Source organism: Acinetobacter sp. AOR34_HL, from assembly GCF_027854795.1.
Taxonomy (GTDB): Bacteria; Pseudomonadota; Gammaproteobacteria; order Pseudomonadales; family Moraxellaceae; genus Acinetobacter; species Acinetobacter junii.
Map to the genome: position 1 here is coordinate 1 of NZ_JAKTID010000035.1, position 18,970 is coordinate 18,970.

Consider the following 18,970-nt stretch of genomic DNA (forward strand, 5'->3'; position numbering starts at 1 on the left):
ATGGCGGTATGGCGACGCAGACCCAATGAACCTGTGATCATACACTCAGACCAAGGCTCACAATACAGTAGCGGAGACTGGCAGAAATTCTGTCAAAAGCATAATTTAGTTCCGAGTATGAGTCGTCGTGGAAACTGTTGGGACAATGCTGTTGCTGAATCCTTTTTTAGTAGTTTAAAGAAGGAAAGAATTAAAAAGAGGATCTATAAAACACGAGAAATGGCCCGTGCGGATGTGTTTGATTATATCGAGATGTTTTACAATCGAATCAGGCGTCATTCGCATCTCGATGGGATGAGCCCAGAAGCATTTGAGACAGCTTCAAAATGAGGCGGTCTCATGTCTAGGATACTGGGAGCAGTCCACTTTGGCTCCACAAGTATTTCCAGACTCTTTTGTTTCTATGGGACGTGTCGCTGTATATTTCGAAGCCACAGCAGCCATTATTTCGCTGACCTTATTAGGCCAAGTTCTTGAGTTGAAAGCTCGATCACAGACCTCGGCAGCAATTAAATCTTTACTTGGGCTAGCACCTAAGACTGCAAGAAAAATAAATGACGATGGTAAAGAAGAAGATATTCCTCTTTCCCATGTACATGTTGGAGATTTGCTCCGAGTACGACCAGGTGAAAAGGTCCCTGTTGATGGAGTTGTTACTGAAGGGGCAAGTTCTATTGATGAATCAATGTTAACAGGAGAACCTGTTCCCGTTACAAAACGTGAAGGCGATCAAGTAATAGGTGCAACAATAAATATGAATGGTTCATTAGTAATGCGTTCAGAAAAGGTTGGATCTTCAACGGTACTTTCTCAGATCGTACAAATGGTATCGCAAGCTCAACGTTCTAAAGCGCCGATGCAAAGAATGGCAGATCATGTTGCAGGTTGGTTTGTTATGGTAGTTATTGCTATTTCTGTGCTTACATTTTTTGGTTGGGGGGTATTTGGCCCAGAGCCTAGTTGGGTTTACGGGTTAATTAATGCTGTCGCAGTGTTAATTATTGCTTGCCCATGTGCTTTAGGCTTAGCGACACCTATGTCAATTATGGTGGCAACAGGTCGTGGTGCATCGAATGGTGTACTTTTTCGTGATGCAGCTGCAATAGAAAATTTACGTAAGATTGATACTTTAATTATTGATAAGACAGGTACTTTAACTGAAGGCCAACCCTCATTCGATAAGGTTATCGCTCTTTCGGGCTATGAAGAAAATGAGGTACTTCGGTTAGCAGCTAGTCTGGATCAGGGGAGTGAACACCCTTTAGCTGATGCAATCGTACGTGCTGCCCGTGAAAGAGATCTTGTACTGTCTAGACCAACATCTTTTGAATCTGGCTCTGGGATTGGTGTTAAAGGAGAGTTAAATGGACAACAATTATCTCTTGGTAATACAGCATTAATGGAACAGCTGGGAATATCAGTTAAAGCATTTGTTCCCGAAGCTGAAAAGTTAAGAGCCGAAGGTGCAAGTGTCATGCATTTAGCTGTGGATGGAAAACTGATAGGGTTAATAGCTGTTTCAGATCCAATCAAAGCAAGTACACCTGAGGCTGTTCTTTCATTAAAAGATTCCGGTCTAAGAATCGTAATGGCTACTGGTGATGGATTAACAACAGCTAAGTCTGTTGGCGCTAGATTAGGTATTGATGAGGTTTATGGTGAGGTTAAACCCGCAGATAAATTAGAATTGGTTAAGAAATTGCAAAAAGAAGGAAGAGTGGTTGCGATGGCTGGTGATGGGATCAATGATGCCCCAGCTTTAGCTCAGGCTGATATCGGAATTGCAATGGGTACAGGAACAGATGTAGCAATGAATAGTGCACAAGTTACTTTGGTAAAAGGTGATTTACGCGGTATAGAGATTGCTCGTTCATTATCAGAAGCAACCATTAAAAACATGAAGCAGAACCTTATGTTCGCATTTCTTTATAATGCTTTAGGTATTCCTTTAGCAGCGGGTATTTTATATCCATTTACTGGCTGGTTACTTTCTCCTATGATCGCAGCCTTAGCAATGAGTCTAAGTTCAGCATCAGTCATTGGTAATGCTTTACGACTACGTAGCCAAAACTAAGTTTTTCTAACTACTCATTATTTTTAACTATTAAAGATGAGTAGTCAGTAGTTGTTTATTTTTATATAAGCGATTAATTTTTAAAAATAATTTTAAAAGTTATGCGGCCATTATGATAGTCTGCTCTAATTGTTGCGCCATGTACATCAAGAATGGATTTGGTAATTGCTAGCCCTAAGCCAGTACCTTCCTCAACTCGCTGTCTGGATGCATCTGTACGATAAAAACGGTCAAATAATCGGCTTAACTGTTCAGATGTCAATGGAGAGCTTTCATTCTCAATTGTAAAAACAGTTGTATCAAAGTTTTGTTGGGTTTTGATTCTGACTACCGATTCTGTTTTACCATATTTTATTGCATTTGATAGTAAGTTGCTCAGAGCACGACGTAACATAGATGGGTCACCATTTACAACTCCATAACCTTTTTGTTCCAAAGAGATACTCTTTTCAGCAGCAATCGCATCATAAAAATCAAATAAGGCAGAAACTTCTTTTACTAGATCAACTTGTTTTAAGTTTGGTAAATGCAAGCCATGTTCAGCCTTTGCAAGAAACAACATATCGGAAATCATTCGAGCTAAACGTTCAAATTCTTCCAAATTGGAGAACAGAACTTCTTGATAGGTATTAATATCTCGACTACGAGATAAACATACTTGGGTTTGGGTCATCAAATTGTTGATAGGTGTTCTAATCTCATGGGCAAGGTCTGATGAAAAATCTGAGAGTTTTTCTACTGCTGTTTCTAGCCGATCTAACATGTCGTTAAATGCAACAGCTAGTGATTTAAGTTCAGTTGGAGTGTTATCAACTTCTAGACGCTCCGATAGGTGTTGAGCAGAGATGCCTTCTGCAACCTTTGCCATTTTTTGTACGGGACGTAATCCTCGCCATGCAGCAAACCAGCCTAAAAACATTAAGCAGATAGTACCGACAATGCCAATGTATAATAACTGGCGCCTAAAATCATTTAAGAAATGCAAATGCTCGGATGTATCGATTCCAACAATAATTTGAGCTGTTGGAATGCTACTATTTCTATTAAAAGACTTTGTATAAATTAAACCACGGTAGGTTTTATTTTGAATGCTCCATTCAACCCAAGGCTTTCGTTTTGATTTATTGAGTGTTTGGGTATGAATGGTGGATGGTGCTGAACTAAAAATAATTTGACCCGTTGGTCGTTCAATTTGAACAATTAGATCATGATGACCAACTAAGGCATCTTTTAAATATAAATTCAATTCTTGAGAATTAGAAGGATTCTGTTCTAATAGATTCTCTATAAGTTGAATTTTACCTTCTAATTGAGTTCGGTCTTGAGCTTCGAAATGATGCATTACGAGTTGATGAATAACTAGTCCCATAATCATTAGAATGATTACGGTAGATAGAGAAAAAATAATAGCTATACGAAAGCTGATTGCATTAAACAATTTACGAGTCATCTTCAACCTCTAGAACATAACCCATTCCCCGTATGTTCTGGATTAGCTTAGGGCTAAAGTTACTGTCAATTTTACTTCTCAAACGTTTAATAGCGACTTCTACGACGTTGGTATCACTATCAAAATTCATATCCCAAATTTGAGAAGCTATGAGTGCGCGAGGTAAAATTTCACCACGTCTACGCATAAATAATTCCATCAGCGCGAATTCTTTAGCTGTTAAGTCAATACGTTGCCCAGCGCGAGTGACGCGGCGTTTACGAAGATCAAGTTCAAGATCAGCAATTGTAATAAGGTTACTATCTTCTTTTTGTTGTCCCCGTCGGAGTAAGCTTTTAATGCGTGCTAATAACTCAGCAAAAGCAAAAGGTTTTACGAGGTAGTCATCAGCTCCCAAATCTAATCCCTTAACTCGATCTTCAATTTGATCACGCGCTGAAAGAAATAGAATAGGCATTGTCTTTCCGCTTTTGCGAATATCATAAATGATATTCCAGCCATCTAATTTTGGTAACATAACGTCCAAAATGATGAGGTCATATTCTTCGGAAAGTGCTTGATGTTTACCTGATAATCCATCTGTGACCCAATCCGTAATATACCCAGCTTCAGATAGACCTTGTTTAAGGTAGTCACCAGTTTTTTGTTCATCTTCAACTAGTAAGATTCTCATTGATAAAAATCCAATATCACTCATTAAGAATATAATAACGTTATAAATACGTGATTCTTTGTAGATTACAAAAATGTCATTTTCATGTCATATAGATGTTTGGTGGTAGCCTTTAAGGTATTTGTATAAAGTTAATTTTTGGAGCAAAACATGAAAACTCTATTCCGTCGTAGCTTAACTACACTTATGTGTATTGGAACTTTAATTGCAGGAACTCAGTCTTGGGCAGCCGATGCTAAACAGGGAACCACTGTAGTCACTGAAACTAAAGCGGACTCAAAAATGTCAGAGAAATGCCAAAAACCTTGTAATATGAAGAATGATGAGAAAACCCAACAGGATCATAGTCAGCATGAGCATGGCAATATGGCTGATATGTCTCAGATGGATCACTCTAAGATGATGAATATGGATCAGTCTAAAATGGGTAATATGGATCATTCAAATATGATGAACATGGACCACTCAAAGATGAACATGTCAAATACATCAAATAAATAACAAATACGATAAATGAAAGATTGGGGAGATTAAAGCGAATAATTGGTTTGCTTGAGCTCCCCATCTTTATATTAGATAGGTGAAATAAATGTCTAAAAAATTAAGTCATGTCCTTTTAATAGGAGTTGGTTTATTTTCATCAACTTGGGTAATGGCGGCAGTTAAAGAATATGATTTAACAATCGCTGAACAAACTGTAAATATCACAGGAAAACCAGTTGAGAGAATTACTGTAAATGGTAAATTCGTTGCACCACTTCTTGAATTTGAAGAAGGTGATGAGGCCGTTATCCGTGTTCACAATAAGTTAAAAAATCAGGACTCTTCAATCCATTGGCATGGCTTATTATTACCTGGAATTATGGATGGTGTACCTGGATTTAACAAATTTCATGGCATTGCCCCTAATAAAACTTATGAATATAAGTTTAAAGTCCGCCAAAATGGTACTTATTGGTATCATTCACATAGTAAAGGACAAGAACAAGACGGTTTATATGGTGCTTTTGTTATTTATCCTAAAGATAAAACTCCACTAACAGCTGCTGAAAAAACCGATAAAGATTACGTTGTTTTGCTTTCTGATTTTCATAATTCGACAAGTGATCAAATTATGAAAAATATTAAAAAAGAAGCAGACTACTATCAGAACCGCCGCGAAACAGTATTCGATGTATTAAAACAAGTTAAACGTGATGGGCTAAAAGCGACTTGGCAAGACCGTTCTATGTGGAATCAGATGCGAATGCTGAAAACAGATATGTCCGATGTGACTGGTTATACATTTTTAATGAATGGCAAAACACCTCAGCAAAACTGGACCGGTAACTTCAAAGCTGGTGAAAAAGTTCGCCTTCGTTTTATTAATGCTTCCGCTATGTCATTCTTTGATGTACGCATTCCAAACCTAAAAATGACTGTAGTCAGTGCTGATGGTCAACCTGTAAAGCCCGTTCCTGTAGATGAGTTCCGTATTGGTACTGCTGAAACCTATGATGTCATTGTGGAACCAAAACAAGCACATTACCAAATTGAAGCTGAATCTATTGATCGTACCGGTTTTTCAGTGGGAACATTACATGAAGAAAGCAGCCCAGCAGTCAAACAAATTGAGATGCCTAAGCCTCGTCCTCGTTCTTTATTGACTATGGAAGATATGGGAATGAATCATGATATGTCATCTATGAAAGGTATGGATCATGATATGTCTTCTATGAAAGGTATGGATCATGATATGTCTTCTATGAAAGGCATGAATCACGATATGTCTTCTATGAAAGGTATGGATCATGATATGTCTTCTATGAAAGATATGAATCATGATATGTCTTCTATGAAAGGCATGAATCACGATATGTCTTCTATGAAAGGTATGGATCATGATATGTCTTCTATGAAAGGTATGGATCATGATATGCCGATGAATAGCGCTACTGTTAAGTCGGCTTCAGACAAGAATGATAATACCGTATTTGGATGGGCAAATGCTTCAACACCCGTTGGTCAAAAAGCACTCCAGTATAGTGATTTACAATCTTTAAACCCTCAACCAGATACTCGTGCCCCTGAACGTGAAATGGAAATCCGTCTTGGTGGGAATATGGAGCGCTACATTTGGACAATTAATGGTAAGAAGTTTAATGAAACAGAACCATTCAAAGTGAAATATGGGGAACGTATACGCTTGAAATTTGTGAATGACAGTATGATGGCTCACCCAATGCACTTGCACGGTATGTTTATGCAGCTTGAAAATGGTCAAGATCCAAGTAATATGCCAAATAAACACACGATCATTGTGCCACCAGGGAAAACAGTTACAACTTTACTTACTGCTGATGAATTAGGTGAATGGGCTATCCACTGCCATTTGTTATATCACATGGCAGCTGGAATGATGAACAAACTCATTGTGGCAAATGTAGATAGCAATGATGTTGATTCAAAAAGTATCGTTGCCCAACCCCATGCAAATGATAAGGGAGTGAATCAACATGCAAACCACTAAAAAACTTTTTTCAAAAACACTTTTATCAGTTGCTTTAATTGGTTTAGCAGGTATGGCATTTGCTAATGATAATTCGACTGAAAATCTAAATAAGAGTACGTCAAGTATGAATGTGCTTTTAAAAGAAGCTGGAGGATTAGGCTATGTTGAACGTAATGCTACTCAAAGTACTTCAAAAGGCAAATTAGCTCTTAGCCAAAATCATGATAAACATCTGAACGAGCATGGTGGACAGATTTACCAAACAACTAAATTTTCCAATGAGTGGGTAATTGATAACGATGGTAAGGGTAGTTTAGGTTCTAGTTTCGAAACATTGATTGGAACAGATGAGAATCGAGTATTTGTTGAAGCCAATCTGAATAAAGCAGAGAGTAATGATCCCAATTATGATGTGTCTGCACTTTATAGCCGTAATGTAGCACCATTTTGGGATGTACAAGCTGGTCTAAGATACAGCGAGGATAAAAATAACAAGAACAGCGATCGAGTCGATGGTGTCGTTGGTATATTAGGTCTTGCTCCTTATTTCTTTGAGACCAAAGCTTACCTTTATGGTGGAAAAGACAACTTCTGGGGAGCTAGTTTTGATTTCGACCGTGATTTATTACTCACTCAAAAGTTGATTACTCAGCCATATATTGAAGCAGATGTTGTGTTTAATGATAATTCTGACTTTGCATCAAAGACGGGGTTGTCAGAATTGAAGACAGGTATTAAAACTCGTTATGAGATTACCAAACGTATCAGACCATTTGTTGATATAGCCTATCAATATGAGAAAGGAAAAAAATCAACTCCTTTTCAAGAAGCAACAGATTCTGAAAAGGGATGGCTATATGGTGCAGGTATTGAATTAGTTTTTTAATTTGTCTCGATATTAAAATAGCAGCCTTAAGGCTGCTATTTTAATGAATAAAATTGCTAATTTTTTCTAAATATGTAAAAGTAAAAAAGCTTAAATTTTGGTCATGACATTATGCAGTGGTTAAAAACATGCCTATCGCTGTTTTTATCGTTTGCTATCCTTTTAGTAGGATCGGCTGCTGCTGCTTCGTCTGTACATAAGCGGTGTTTAATGCCATCTGAACAGATGAAATCCATGCAAATGGAAGCATCTCAAAACCAGGATATGATGCATACCGACTGTATGAAAGTTGAAGCAAAGGTCAAAAAAACGCTACATGATCCTTCCTGTATGTCTGAGCAAGATTGCATTATGTCTTTTGCCAAAATTGCGTACGCCAGTGATCCTCAAAGCATTTTGCACTCAACGGTATTCTCACCCGTAGAGCGATCAGTCTTTTATTTTCCAGATCAAAATCTTCCTGCTCCATACCCTTCAGGTTTATGGAAGCCCCCACGCTCTAACTAATTTGATAATTCTTCGTCATTCATAGCATTTTTTATGGATGTTCTGCGCGTGCGCGTGTATATCATTTTAGAGCTAAAAATATGAAATTTTATAAAGAAAAGCTATCTCGCAGGGTGAGATGGCCGATAGGTGTGATCTGTTTTTCTCTAGTCTATGGTCAAGTCTATGCCCAGCCACTGACTTTGGATACAGCTTTGAAGCTTGCCGAGCAATATGCTCCAACTTTAAGAGTAAATAGTGCCCAAATTGAAGGGGCTGAGAATGTAGTTTTAGCTTCAGGTATTTTACCCAACCCTAAATTATTTGTCGGTTTGGAGAATTATCCTATATCTGGTGATGCGTCATGGTCAGTCACACAAGATGGCATGACCATGCAGAAAATTGGCGTTATGCAAGATTTTCCAAACCGCGCCAAAAGACAAGCCGAGGTCGAGTTAGCAAAAGCTGAATTGGGTTCAGTCACTGCTCAAACTGAGATTCTACGTATTGAGTTACGTCAAAAAGTTGCATCTGCTTGGTTTAAACGTTTTTATCTTGAGCGTAAATTGGCGCTATACGATGAACTGTTTTCAGAGAATCGATTACTTTCTCAGATGACCCAAACACAGGTCACCTCTGGTCGGACAATGGTTGCTGATGCACTTGATCCAAAACAAGAAGCCACGGTATTGCTTGACCAGAAGGATGATTTGCTTCGTGATTTAAATAAAGCCAAGCTAGAGTTGCATCGCTTGATCAGTGCAGAGCCTACCGAAAACCTTACTCAAATTGAAACCTTACCTGACCAAGCTCCATCCATCCATCTTGATACATCAAAGCTGTATCATCACTTGCATCAGCATCCTGAATTAAAAGCTTTTCAGGCTGAAAAGAAAACTGCTGAAGCAAAATTGAAACAAGCTCAAGCTTTACAAAAGCCTGATTGGGGGATTGAGCTTGCATACCAGCATCGTGCCCCAGAGTTTGGCGATATGATCGGTGTACAACTGACAACTGAGCTTCCTGTATTTTCAAAAAAACGTAGTGGTCCCCTCATTCAGGCAGCTTTAGCCGAACAAAACCGGATCATTGCCGATCAAGAAGTTCAATACCGTGAATATCTCACCATGCTGGATGATGGGTTATCTGATCTTGATGCGCTTGATCAGCAAATTAGACGTGCAATGCAAATAAGTATTCCACTCGCTAAACAAAAAGTGGGTTTACAGTTGGCAAGCTACCAAGCTGGTAAAAGCAATTTGTCCAATGTCATTACTGCCCGGCAAGCTCTTTTAGAACAACAGCTGCGACTTATTGATCTTCAACAACAACAAGCAATTACAACAGCACAACTTTATTTTGCCTTTGAAGAGCCGACCTTAAACCATGCTGAGGAGCAGCCATAATGTTAAGAAATAAATTGGCAATGACTGTCATGGGAGTTGCCACAATTAGTCTTGTCGTAGGTGGCGGTGCCGGATATTGGTTTGCTCATCAGGAAGAGGGTTCTCAATCGGCATTGGTAAGCCAGAAGCAGGATGCTAAAGTGCTTTATTGGTACGATCCAATGAAACCAGAACATCATTTTGATAAGCCAGGCAAGTCTCCATTTATGGACATGCAACTGGTACCTAAATATGCAGACGAAAATACTGCGATGACGGATGAAAGTCGTCCTACAGTCAAAATAGATCCATCTCTTCAACAAAATTTAGCCATCCGTTACGGCACTGTTGAACAGGCTGTAATTGGAAATGCCATGTTTACTAATGGCATATTACAAGCAAATGAACGGCAAACAGCTATTTTACAAACTAGAGCAAGTGGCTTTGTTCAGCGAGTGTATGGGCATGCTGTTGGAGATATGGTGACCGAAGGAAGCCCTATAGCTGATATTTCAATACCCGAATGGACTGGAGAGCAAACTGAATTTTTAGCTGTGCTCCGTACTGGAGATCGTTCCCTTATTCAAGCAAGCCGTCAACGTTTGCAGCTTTTAGGAATACCACAAAATGTGATTCATCAAGTTGAGCGAACTCATCGAGTGCAATCTAATATAACTTTGCAAGCTCCCATTAGTGGATTTATTGATTCACTAGAAGTCCGCAATGGTATGGCTTTGGCTATGGGACAAACCTTGGCCACAATTAAAGGTATCAACCCGATTTGGCTAGAGGCAGCCGTTCCTGAAAAACAAATTGCTGGAATCAAACGAGGTATGAGTGTAGAAGCCAATTTTGCTGCTTTTTCTCAAAAAGTAACTGGCAAAGTTATCGACATTTTGCCTACCTTAGATACAACATCAAGAACTATTAAAGTTCGGATTGAATTATCAAATCCTAGTGGTCAACTTAAGCCAGGGATGTTTGCTTCTGTCAATATAATAAATAATCCCCAAAGCAGTTTGGTTGTACCAGAGCAAGCTGTTATACGGACAGGTACTCGGAATGTTGTCATTGTAGGGCGTGAGCAAGGACGTTTTGAACCAGTTGTTGTACAGTTAGGGCAAAGTGATGGCAATAAAATTGCAGTCCTGCAAGGGTTGAAAGCTGGTCAGAGAGTAGTGATTTCAGGACAATTTCTGATTGATTCTGAAGCAAATTTGCAAGGCGTATTGGATAAGCTCAACACTGGGCAACCAATTGCATCATCTCAAACGATTAAGAGGTCAACATATCAAGGTCTTGGTAAAGTTGAAAAAGTCACAAATCAAGATATTACCATTTCACACCAAGCTATTCCTGAGTTGGGCTGGGGTGCTATGACCATGAGCTTTAAACAGCCCGTACAACCATTTACCCGAATTCAGCAAGGTGACCAGGTCAACTTTAGTTTTACAAAAGTTGGAAATTCTTATGTCATTTCTGACATTTCAAAGATGTCTATGGCATCTTTGAAGAACTAACGGGAGAACTATTATGATCGCCCGTATTATTCGTTTTTCAATTTTGAATCGTGTATTTGTCTTATTGGCAGCTTTAATTCTGGCAGCTTGGGGTGTTTGGGCTGTAAAAAATACTCCGGTTGATGCTTTACCAGATTTATCTGATGTGCAAGTGATTGTCAGAACTAATTACCCAGGTCAGGCACCACAAATTGTTGAAAATCAGGTGACGTACCCTTTAACAACAACGATGTTATCAGTACCTGGTGTTAAAACTGTTCGTGGTTATTCTTTTTTTGGTGATTCATTTGTATATGTCATTTTTGATGAACATACCGATCTTTATTGGGCCCGTTCGCGTGTATTGGAATATCTAAATCAGATTCAGGGAAAAATGCCTGCAAATGCGAAATCTTCATTAGGGCCAGATGCCACAGGCGTTGGCTGGGTTTATGAATATGCGTTAGTTGATCCAACAGGACAACATGACCTTTCACAACTGAGAAGCATACAAGACTGGTTTTTAAAGTATGAACTAAAGACATTACCCAATGTGGCTGAAGTTGCCACGATTGGGGGAATGGTGAAGCAATATCAGGTTGTTTTAGATCCAAGTAAAATGGCCGCCTTAGGAGTTACTCAAAACAATGTCATTGAAGCGATTCAAAAGGCCAATCAAGAAACCGGTGGTTCAGTTCTGGAGATGGCTGAAACTGAATATATGGTACGAGCTTCTGGTTATTTAAAGACATTAGAAGATTTTCGACAGATCCCGATAAAAACAAATAGTTTTGGGATTCCTGTTACTTTAGGCGATGTTGCAACTATTCAACTCGGACCGGAAATGCGTCGTGGTATCACTGAGCTGAATGGACAAGGTGAAACTGTTGGCGGTGTTGTGATTTTACGGGCCGGTAAGAATGCACGTGAAACGATTACTGCTGTGAAAGCAAAACTGGCTGAATTGCAACAAAGTTTACCTAAAGGAGTGCAAGTTGTTCCTGTATATGATCGCAGTAAACTGATTGATCGGGCAGTCGAGAATCTCAGTCATAAATTAATTGAAGAATTTATTGTGGTGGCTTTAGTCTGTGGACTTTTCCTCTGGCATTTACGATCAGCAATGGTAGCTATTGTTTCTTTACCACTTGGGATTTTGTCGGCTTTCTTAGTCATGTACTATCAGGGCCTAAATGCCAATATCATGTCATTGGGGGGGATTGCCATTGCTATTGGTGCTATGGTTGATGCAGCGGTTGTGATGGTTGAAAATGCACATAAGCATATAGAGACTTGGCAGCATGAACATCCCAATCAAGTATTAGAAACTCAAGCACGCTGGAATATTATTGCCCGTTCCGCCAGTGAAGTTGGTCCTGCTTTATTTTTTTGCTTACTTATCATTACCTTATCTTTTATTCCTATTTTTACTTTACAGGCACAAGAAGGACGTTTGTTCTCGCCTCTGGCGTTTACCAAAACCTATGCCATGGCAGCAGCAGCTGGTTTATCCATTACCCTGATTCCTGTTTTGATGGGTTATTGGATCCGCGGGAAATTACCCTCAGAACAGCGTAATCCATTGAACCGTTTCCTCATCAAAATATACCGACCTATGTTGGATCAGGTTTTAGCTCATCCAAAGACCACTTTATTTGGTGCGTTGCTAATTTTCCTTATTAGTCTTTTACCTTTAACTCGATTAGGTGGAGAATTTCTACCGAATATGGATGAAGGTGATTTACTGTATATGCCTTCAGCTTTACCAGGATTGTCCGCAGCTAAGGCCTCAGAACTGTTACAGCAAACAGATCGAATGATTAAAACGGTTCCAGAAGTTGCGACAGTATTTGGTAAAGCAGGGAGAGCTGAGTCAGCAACAGACCCTGCGCCTTTAGAAATGTTTGAAACCACGATTCAGTTCAAACCACGGTCTGAATGGCGCTCAGGTATGACACCTGACAAATTAGTAAAAGAACTGGATAAAGCAGTTCAAGTACCGGGTTTAACGAATATTTGGGTGCCACCTATTCGTAACCGGATTGATATGTTGGCAACTGGGGTGAAAAGTCCAATCGGGATTAAGATTTCAGCAAATGATCTGCAAGATATTGATCGGGTAGCACAGCAAATTGAACAAGTGGCTAAACAGGTGCCCGGAGTTAGCTCGGCTTTGGCTGAACGACTCACAGGTGGTCGATATGTTGATGTCGATATTAACCGTATGCAGGCTGCACGATATGGCCTCAATATCAACGATGTGCAGCAAATTGTATCATCTGCGATTGGCGGGGAAAATATTGGTGAAACTGTTGAGGGATTAGCAAGATATCCTATTAATGTACGTTATCCACGAGAGATTCGAGACTCATTGGAAGCTTTGAGAAATTTACCGATTGTAACTGAATCTGGACAACAAATTGTATTAAGTAGTGTTGCCAATATTCAAATTACAGATGGCCCTCCAATGCTAAAAAGTGAGAATGCTCGCCCAAGCGGTTGGGTTTATGTAGACGTACAGGGACGTGACTTAGCTTCGGTTGTGCAAGATTTGAAGCAGTCTATTGATCAAAAAGTAAAACGCTCCTCTGCCATGAGCATTAGCTATACAGGGCAATTTGAGTTTATGGAACGTGCTAATGCGCGTTTAAAAGTCATCATTCCAATTACATTGATGATTATTTTTCTACTGCTCTATTTGATTTTTAGACAAGTACAAGATGCAGTTCTGATTATGGCAACGCTACCTTTTGCTTTGATTGGTGGTATATGGGCCATGTATTTGAGCGGTTTTCACTTTTCAGTTGCGATTGCAGTTGGTTTTATCGCACTTGCAGGTGTTGCTGCTGAGTTTGGTGTAGTCATGTTGTTCTATTTGAAGCAAGCAGTTGAACATGCACAGCAAAACCTATCTTCTTCAACGACATCCTTAACGGAGCAACAACTCAATGATGCAATCCGAACAGGAGCTGTACTACGCGTTCGTCCTAAAGCCATGACGGTTGCCGTCATTTTGGCAGGCTTAATTCCTATACTTTTAGGGACTGGGACAGGTTCTGAATTGATGAGCCGTATTGCTTTACCTATGGTTGGGGGCATGATTTCAGCTCCTCTACTGTCAATGTTTGTTATCCCGGCTGTATATCAGCTTTTAATCAAAAGAAAACTATCAACACATTGATCGTTTTATTATTTCGTCTAAAGAGGTTTTATTATGTTGAAATTCATGAAAATTATTGCTCTTGTTACCACTATTGCTGCATTAAGCGCATGTAGTAAAAATGAAGCATCAGAGCAGAAGAAAGCAGACGCACCTATGGAGCAGATGAATAAGGAGTCTTCTACCGCTACAACGGCTCAAGCCGTTGGGGTGATTACTGCTATTGATACGAAAGAAAATATTTTAACACTCGACCATGAAGCAATTCCTGCGATTAATTGGCCAGCAATGAAGATGGGCTTTAAAGTTGCTGACCCATCCTTATTAAATGGTTTAACCGTAGGAGACAAAGTTGACTTTGAATTAAAAGCAGATGGTGAAATTTACACAATCGTAAGTGTTAAACCAGAAAACAAGTAATGTCAAAAGTATAACTAATATCAAGAGTACAGAGCCTGTAAAAAAATCTGTGTAATTCCCTTTAAAACGAATGCTTCAGCCATCTAAGGCTGAAGCATTCGTTTTATGATGTCTAGTTAAAGTGTGTACAACAGAATTCAGTCCAATCAGCCATTAAACCTTTACGTTTTTCAAGGTACCCTCCACGTAAGTAAGAAGCTTCAACTTCATCGGGAAGTTTATGGGCAAGTACATGCTCACAAACTTCCCGTGAATAATCCGTTTTATCGGCTGACCAATCACGGAATGTAGAGTGGAAGCCATGTGTGGTAATCACTCGATTTTGTTTAGGGTCAATATGGCCTAAGCTATTTTCTTTGATTTTTTATTTATGCATTGGTTTGATCAATTTTATTAAATATGTTTCAGACAGTATTTTCAGTCAAATATAGAAAGTATATGGAAGCTGATTGAACTATTTTAGCAAGTAAATGAAAAAGTAGTTAAATGTCATCTTATTTAAATATCTGCGGCGTATGGTTCAGCCATCTTTAGATGGGTTGATGCCATGCTCGGTTCTCTTGAAAAATTCCAATTAAAAACAATCAGCGTGGTATGTATAAGTTTCAGCGCTTTATTGCTTACCGCTTGTCAAACTACTACGATAACGCGAAATCAACAAGCCAATACAGAGCAACAGCTCCAACAACAAAAAGTCCAACAACCGAAACGTGTAGTGTTTTTCTTGGGTGATGGAATGGGCATGACTACACTTACCGCTTCCCGCATTTATGCTGTCGGTGAAGATGGTCAGTTAGCAATTGATCGGTTACCTGAGTCTGCCTTTGTTCGTACCTTTTCTGAAGATGCGCAAGTCACGGACAGTGCACCTTCGATGGGTGCGTACATGACCGGTGTGAAGATGAAAAATGAGGTGATCTCGATGCAGACAGGAACAATTGCAGTTGAACCTGATTCAGTAGGGAATAACCAGTGCGGGACTAACCCACAAAACAAAAATAAGCAAAACACACAGACTTTACTCGAATTAGCCAAAGTAAAGGGTTGGGGGACAGGGGTTGTGACCACGACGCGAATCACGCATGCCACACCAGCATCGACTTATGCGCATATATGCCACCGTGATGCTGAAAATGACATTGCATCACAGTTGGTCCCGAGTTCAAAAGGTGATGATTATCAACGCTATAACCTCAAACTTAAAGATGGAGTCGATGTGGTTTTAGGTGGAGGTAAGCGTCAATTTTTGCCTAAAGATGCAGGTGGAGAACGTACTGATGGGCGCAATCTAATTACCGAGATGCAAAAGGCAGGCTACCGCGTGGTTTTTGATGAAAACCAACTGTCCCAAGTGCAACTGGCGAAAAATGAAAAATTATTGGGTTTATTTAATCACAGCCATTTAAATTACGACTTGGATCGCACCAAGAAAAACTTGGCAGAGCCGAGTCTCAAGCAAATGACGCTGTCTGCTTTAGACATCCTGACGCAAAATAAAAAAGGTTTTTTCCTGATGGTGGAGGGCGGGCGTATAGATCATGCGCTGCATGACACCAATGCCAAACGTGCTTTACAAGACACGATTGCCTTAAATGATGCTTTAGAAGCAACCATTCAAAAGCTTAAACAAAGTGATCCTGAACTTAAAAATACACTGATTGTAATCACAGCCGACCATGATCACACCTTGGTTCTAAATGGTTATGCCAAGCGTACAGGAAAATACGTCGAAGGTAAGGAAACCAGTGTGCTTGGATTGGTAAAAAACTATGATCAAGCGGGCTTTGCTCAAGATATTCATGGTCAACCTTATCCGATTATCGGTTTTGGTACGGGCAAAAAACGCCCCACTCAAAACCGTATGGATGACTTGGTACTGAACTTAAAAGACACTGATGTCTGTCATCCTGTACAAGGGCCAAAGGCACCACAAGGTGAAAAATATAGTTTCACCTATCCTTTGGCTGAAACGGGTTGGTGTACGGGCACTGCTGCGGATGATTTCCAACAAGAAGCTGTGATTCAAACGGGCTATAAAGATAAAGAAACGCATGGCGGTGCAGATGTGTTTTTAGGTGCGATTGGTCAGGGAGCCGATCAGTTCTCAGGTAGCCTTGAAAATATTGAGGTCAATCACCTCATTCGTAAGATCACAGGCTTATAGCAGAGGGATATCACATGAAACATACTTTAAAAACCATCCCAAACATGATGCTTCTGCTTACAGCGTCGATTTCTTCAAGTGCTTTGTATGCTGCGGACACCACAGTTACACCGACGAAAAGCGTTATATTCTTTTTAGGCGATGGCATGGGACCAACCACAGTGACGGCAAGTCGTATTTATGCTGTGGGGGAAAATGGCAAACTGGCCATGGACAGCATGAAGCACGCAGCAAGGATTAAAACCTATTCTGAGGATGGTCAAACCACAGATAGCGCTCCCTCTATGGGCGCCTATATGACTGGGCAGAAAAATAAAAATGAAGTGATTGCCATGACAACAGGAACGGTTGCGGTCGAACCTGAAGAAGGAAAATTGCCGAATGGCAAAAGCTTAGCGAAAGCCATCAACCGTTGTCCAGAACAGGGCAGTAGTATGGTCGCAGGGATGCCTGCGTTAAGTATTTTAGAACTGGCAAAAAAGCAGGGTAAAGCGGTTGGCGTAGTGACGACGACCGAACTCACCCATGCCACACCTGCGGCAACCTATGCACATATCTGTCACCGTGATGCGCAATACGATATAGCGCTTCAAGCTGTTCCAAAAGGTAAAGCTTATAATCCAAACTTATTGGATGGCATTAATGTCCTTATGGGAGGCGGCTTAAATCATTGGACGCCTTATGATGCAGTCTCTAACCCCAAAGGGCGCTTGGATGGTCGTGATTTATTGGCAGAGTTTAAACAGCAGGGTTATCAAACCGTTTTAAGCCAAAGTGATTTGGCACAGACGGTCAATACTCAGAAAATTTTCGGCGTATTCTCCACACAGTCGCATTTAAATTTTGATTTGGATCGACTCAAGAAGAATATAGAGACTGAACCGAGTCTGGCGGCGATGACCAGTAAAGCGATTGATGCACTGCAAGCACAGAGTCATGGACAAGGCTATTTCTTGATGGTTGAGGGTGGGCGTATTGACCATGCGCTACATGCCAATAATGCCAAACGGGCATTGCAGGAAACCAAGGCATTTAATGATGCAATTCAAACTGCACTGGATAAAGTGGATTTGAGCAATACCTTGATTGTAGTGACGGCAGACCATGACCATGTGATGACCTTTAATGGTTATGCCGCACGAACGGGTCAAACGACGGAAACTAATCCAGGTATTTTGGGGCTGAGCTATGACTATAATATTGCAAAAGAGCAAAATGCTTACAGCAAAGTGCTGGCTGATGGCCAAGTACATAATCCATACCGCGATGTAAATGGGGCAACAGGAACGACGCTTGTTTTTGGAAATGGTACGGGTAAACGTTTAGATATTCGTGACAGTATTAGCAACGAGCAAGCCTTTGCTGACGACTATAAGCAAGAAGTCGGGGTACAACTGACGAAAAGCGAAACACATGGCGGCGGAGATGTGATGCTGTTTGCTGAAGGAAAGAATTCAAATCTATTCAAAGGCACACAAGAAAATACATGGGTATTTGAGCAATTGAAAAAGGCGTTTGGATTCTAATGGATACAAGATTTATACGACCGTTCAAATTCAAAATGAAATTCTTAGCATTGTCTTTCAGTTTGCTCAGTCCATGGGTATGGTCGGCCGATGAATATCGTATTGATTATCAGATTGAACGGTTGGATACCAATGGGGTTACGACCATCCAAAAATACAGTGAGAAAATGATTCGAGATGCGCAAAATATTTGGATTGAACGTTTAAACACTCAAACGCATGCTGACGAAGCCCAGATACATAGCAACACTCAAGTGTCTGCCAAAACAGACACCCATGAGCATGCAAGTTTTGACAGTGCAATTCAGTGGATGCAGCGTAAAGATGTAGTCGGGCAAGAAAATGTAGCGAGTCCTTTTCAGCGCTTTTATATTTTGCCAGATGAAAAAATGCGGGTGCAATTGCAGGATGTCGATCAAGAAATGCTAGGGATGAAAAACTGTTGGCGCTGTGAATATAGTTTGATTCATCCTGACATTTTAAAGCGAGCACAATTGATTCAACGTGATCCGAAGTTAGTGCATTATCAAATACGCAGTGCTGGGCAAACGTTGAATATTATATGGAGTGAACAGGATCAACTGGTTCAAAAATATGAATTGCTCAAACCGACCTCAGGCTATGCCAAAACCTTTACCGTGCGCAAAATTGGCCAACATGTTGCTACACCTTGGACACAAACAGAAAAATACAGCGAACGTGACTATGCGGACTTTAGTGATTAGCCGATGAGTTTTTGACTTTTAATTTCGACGT

General features: G+C 40.1%; 15 protein-coding genes and 1 pseudogene. 13 read left to right on the plus strand and 3 right to left on the minus strand.

The genetic code is table 11. From position 1 onward, the window contains the following. Positions 1–330, plus strand: a 330-nt coding sequence (locus MKL32_RS05400; RefSeq protein WP_270900281.1) for an IS3 family transposase, incomplete at its 5' end; no start/stop codon positions are given. Continuing rightward, the gene (locus MKL32_RS05405) at positions 311–2,074 is read left to right on the plus strand and encodes a copper-translocating P-type ATPase (protein ID WP_270900293.1); all 1,764 of its coding nucleotides are present in this window, start codon (positions 311–313) and stop codon (positions 2,072–2,074) included. The genes MKL32_RS05400 and MKL32_RS05405, both read left to right, overlap by 20 nt. A gap of 73 nt (positions 2,075–2,147) precedes the next feature. On the opposite strand, the gene MKL32_RS05410 is transcribed toward MKL32_RS05405, so the two are convergent. Both MKL32_RS05410 and MKL32_RS05415 read right to left on the minus strand, forming a co-directional pair. Continuing rightward, positions 2,148–3,524: a heavy metal sensor histidine kinase gene (locus MKL32_RS05410; RefSeq protein ID WP_212387052.1), complete on the minus strand. Its 1,377-nt coding sequence runs from the start codon at positions 3,522–3,524 to the stop codon at positions 2,148–2,150. Next, complete coding sequence (locus MKL32_RS05415; protein ID WP_002058525.1) at positions 3,514–4,197, minus strand: heavy metal response regulator transcription factor; 684 nt, start codon at positions 4,195–4,197, stop codon at positions 3,514–3,516. Before MKL32_RS05415 ends, MKL32_RS05410 begins: the two co-directional genes overlap by 11 nt. Before the next feature lie 150 nt (positions 4,198–4,347). Between MKL32_RS05415 and MKL32_RS05420 the strand changes: the two genes are divergently transcribed. From MKL32_RS05420 to MKL32_RS05455, 8 genes are all read left to right on the plus strand, one after another. After that, the gene (locus MKL32_RS05420; RefSeq protein ID WP_002058521.1) at positions 4,348–4,698 is read left to right on the plus strand and encodes a hypothetical protein; all 351 of its coding nucleotides are present in this window, start codon (positions 4,348–4,350) and stop codon (positions 4,696–4,698) included. Between the two features lie 88 nt (positions 4,699–4,786). Beyond that, complete coding sequence (locus MKL32_RS05425; protein ID WP_212387049.1) at positions 4,787–6,706, plus strand: copper resistance system multicopper oxidase; 1,920 nt, start codon at positions 4,787–4,789, stop codon at positions 6,704–6,706. Beyond that, the gene (locus MKL32_RS05430) at positions 6,693–7,574 is read left to right on the plus strand and encodes a copper resistance protein B (protein ID WP_270900294.1); all 882 of its coding nucleotides are present in this window, start codon (positions 6,693–6,695) and stop codon (positions 7,572–7,574) included. The genes MKL32_RS05425 and MKL32_RS05430 overlap by 14 nt, the downstream gene beginning before the upstream one ends. A 111-nt stretch (positions 7,575–7,685) precedes the next feature. Beyond that, complete coding sequence (locus MKL32_RS05435; RefSeq protein ID WP_002071399.1) at positions 7,686–8,081, plus strand: hypothetical protein; 396 nt, start codon at positions 7,686–7,688, stop codon at positions 8,079–8,081. An 80-nt stretch (positions 8,082–8,161) separates the two neighbouring features. Further along, on the plus strand, positions 8,162–9,466 hold the full coding sequence (locus MKL32_RS05440) for a TolC family protein (RefSeq protein WP_000675249.1): 1,305 nt from the start codon (positions 8,162–8,164) through the stop codon (positions 9,464–9,466). Further along, positions 9,466–10,965 (plus strand): efflux RND transporter periplasmic adaptor subunit, encoded by a 1,500-nt coding sequence (locus MKL32_RS05445; protein WP_005403767.1) that lies wholly within the window; start codon positions 9,466–9,468, stop codon positions 10,963–10,965. The genes MKL32_RS05440 and MKL32_RS05445 overlap by 1 nt, the downstream gene beginning before the upstream one ends. Positions 10,966–10,978: 13 nt before the next feature. Then, complete coding sequence (locus tag MKL32_RS05450) at positions 10,979–14,125, plus strand: efflux RND transporter permease subunit (RefSeq protein ID WP_212387028.1); 3,147 nt, start codon at positions 10,979–10,981, stop codon at positions 14,123–14,125. 33 nt (positions 14,126–14,158) lie between these two features. Next, positions 14,159–14,524 (plus strand): copper-binding protein, encoded by a 366-nt coding sequence (locus tag MKL32_RS05455; protein WP_112987586.1) that lies wholly within the window; start codon positions 14,159–14,161, stop codon positions 14,522–14,524. Positions 14,525–14,636: 112 nt separating this feature from the next. Here the strand turns inward: MKL32_RS05455 and MKL32_RS05460 are convergent. Continuing rightward, positions 14,637–14,921, minus strand: a pseudogene (locus tag MKL32_RS05460) (tyrosine-type recombinase/integrase); the annotation flags it as partial. Positions 14,922–15,071: 150 nt separating this feature from the next. On the opposite strand from MKL32_RS05460, the gene MKL32_RS05465 reads away from it, so the two are divergent. Genes MKL32_RS05465 through MKL32_RS05475 form a run of 3 tightly spaced genes read left to right on the plus strand, consistent with a single transcriptional unit; the run spans position 15,072 to position 18,939 of the window. Further along, positions 15,072–16,688, plus strand: coding sequence for an alkaline phosphatase (locus MKL32_RS05465; protein ID WP_212387018.1), 1,617 nt, complete (start codon positions 15,072–15,074; stop codon positions 16,686–16,688). A gap of 14 nt (positions 16,689–16,702) precedes the next feature. Then, positions 16,703–18,214 (plus strand): alkaline phosphatase, encoded by a 1,512-nt coding sequence (locus MKL32_RS05470; RefSeq protein WP_270900295.1) that lies wholly within the window; start codon positions 16,703–16,705, stop codon positions 18,212–18,214. Further along, positions 18,214–18,939, plus strand: a complete 726-nt coding sequence (locus MKL32_RS05475) for a hypothetical protein (RefSeq protein WP_212387015.1) — start codon at positions 18,214–18,216, stop codon at positions 18,937–18,939. The genes MKL32_RS05470 and MKL32_RS05475 overlap by 1 nt, the downstream gene beginning before the upstream one ends. Positions 18,940–18,970: the final 31 nt, after the last annotated feature.

Coding starts and splice junctions, on each gene's coding strand:
- MKL32_RS05450 (WP_212387028.1), top strand. CDS start 10,979: ATGATCGCCCGTATTATTCGTTTTTCAATTTTGAATCGTGTATTTGTC.
- MKL32_RS05435 (WP_002071399.1), top strand. CDS start 7,686: ATGCAGTGGTTAAAAACATGCCTATCGCTGTTTTTATCGTTTGCTATC.
- MKL32_RS05465 (WP_212387018.1), top strand. CDS start 15,072: ATGCTCGGTTCTCTTGAAAAATTCCAATTAAAAACAATCAGCGTGGTA.
- MKL32_RS05455 (WP_112987586.1), top strand. CDS start 14,159: ATGTTGAAATTCATGAAAATTATTGCTCTTGTTACCACTATTGCTGCA.
- MKL32_RS05475 (WP_212387015.1), top strand. CDS start 18,214: ATGGATACAAGATTTATACGACCGTTCAAATTCAAAATGAAATTCTTA.
- MKL32_RS05445 (WP_005403767.1), top strand. CDS start 9,466: ATGTTAAGAAATAAATTGGCAATGACTGTCATGGGAGTTGCCACAATT.
- MKL32_RS05420 (WP_002058521.1), top strand. CDS start 4,348: ATGAAAACTCTATTCCGTCGTAGCTTAACTACACTTATGTGTATTGGA.
- MKL32_RS05425 (WP_212387049.1), top strand. CDS start 4,787: ATGTCTAAAAAATTAAGTCATGTCCTTTTAATAGGAGTTGGTTTATTT.
- MKL32_RS05440 (WP_000675249.1), top strand. CDS start 8,162: ATGAAATTTTATAAAGAAAAGCTATCTCGCAGGGTGAGATGGCCGATA.
- MKL32_RS05430 (WP_270900294.1), top strand. CDS start 6,693: ATGCAAACCACTAAAAAACTTTTTTCAAAAACACTTTTATCAGTTGCT.
- MKL32_RS05410 (WP_212387052.1), bottom strand. CDS start 3,524: ATGACTCGTAAATTGTTTAATGCAATCAGCTTTCGTATAGCTATTATT.
- MKL32_RS05415 (WP_002058525.1), bottom strand. CDS start 4,197: ATGAGAATCTTACTAGTTGAAGATGAACAAAAAACTGGTGACTACCTT.
- MKL32_RS05470 (WP_270900295.1), top strand. CDS start 16,703: ATGAAACATACTTTAAAAACCATCCCAAACATGATGCTTCTGCTTACA.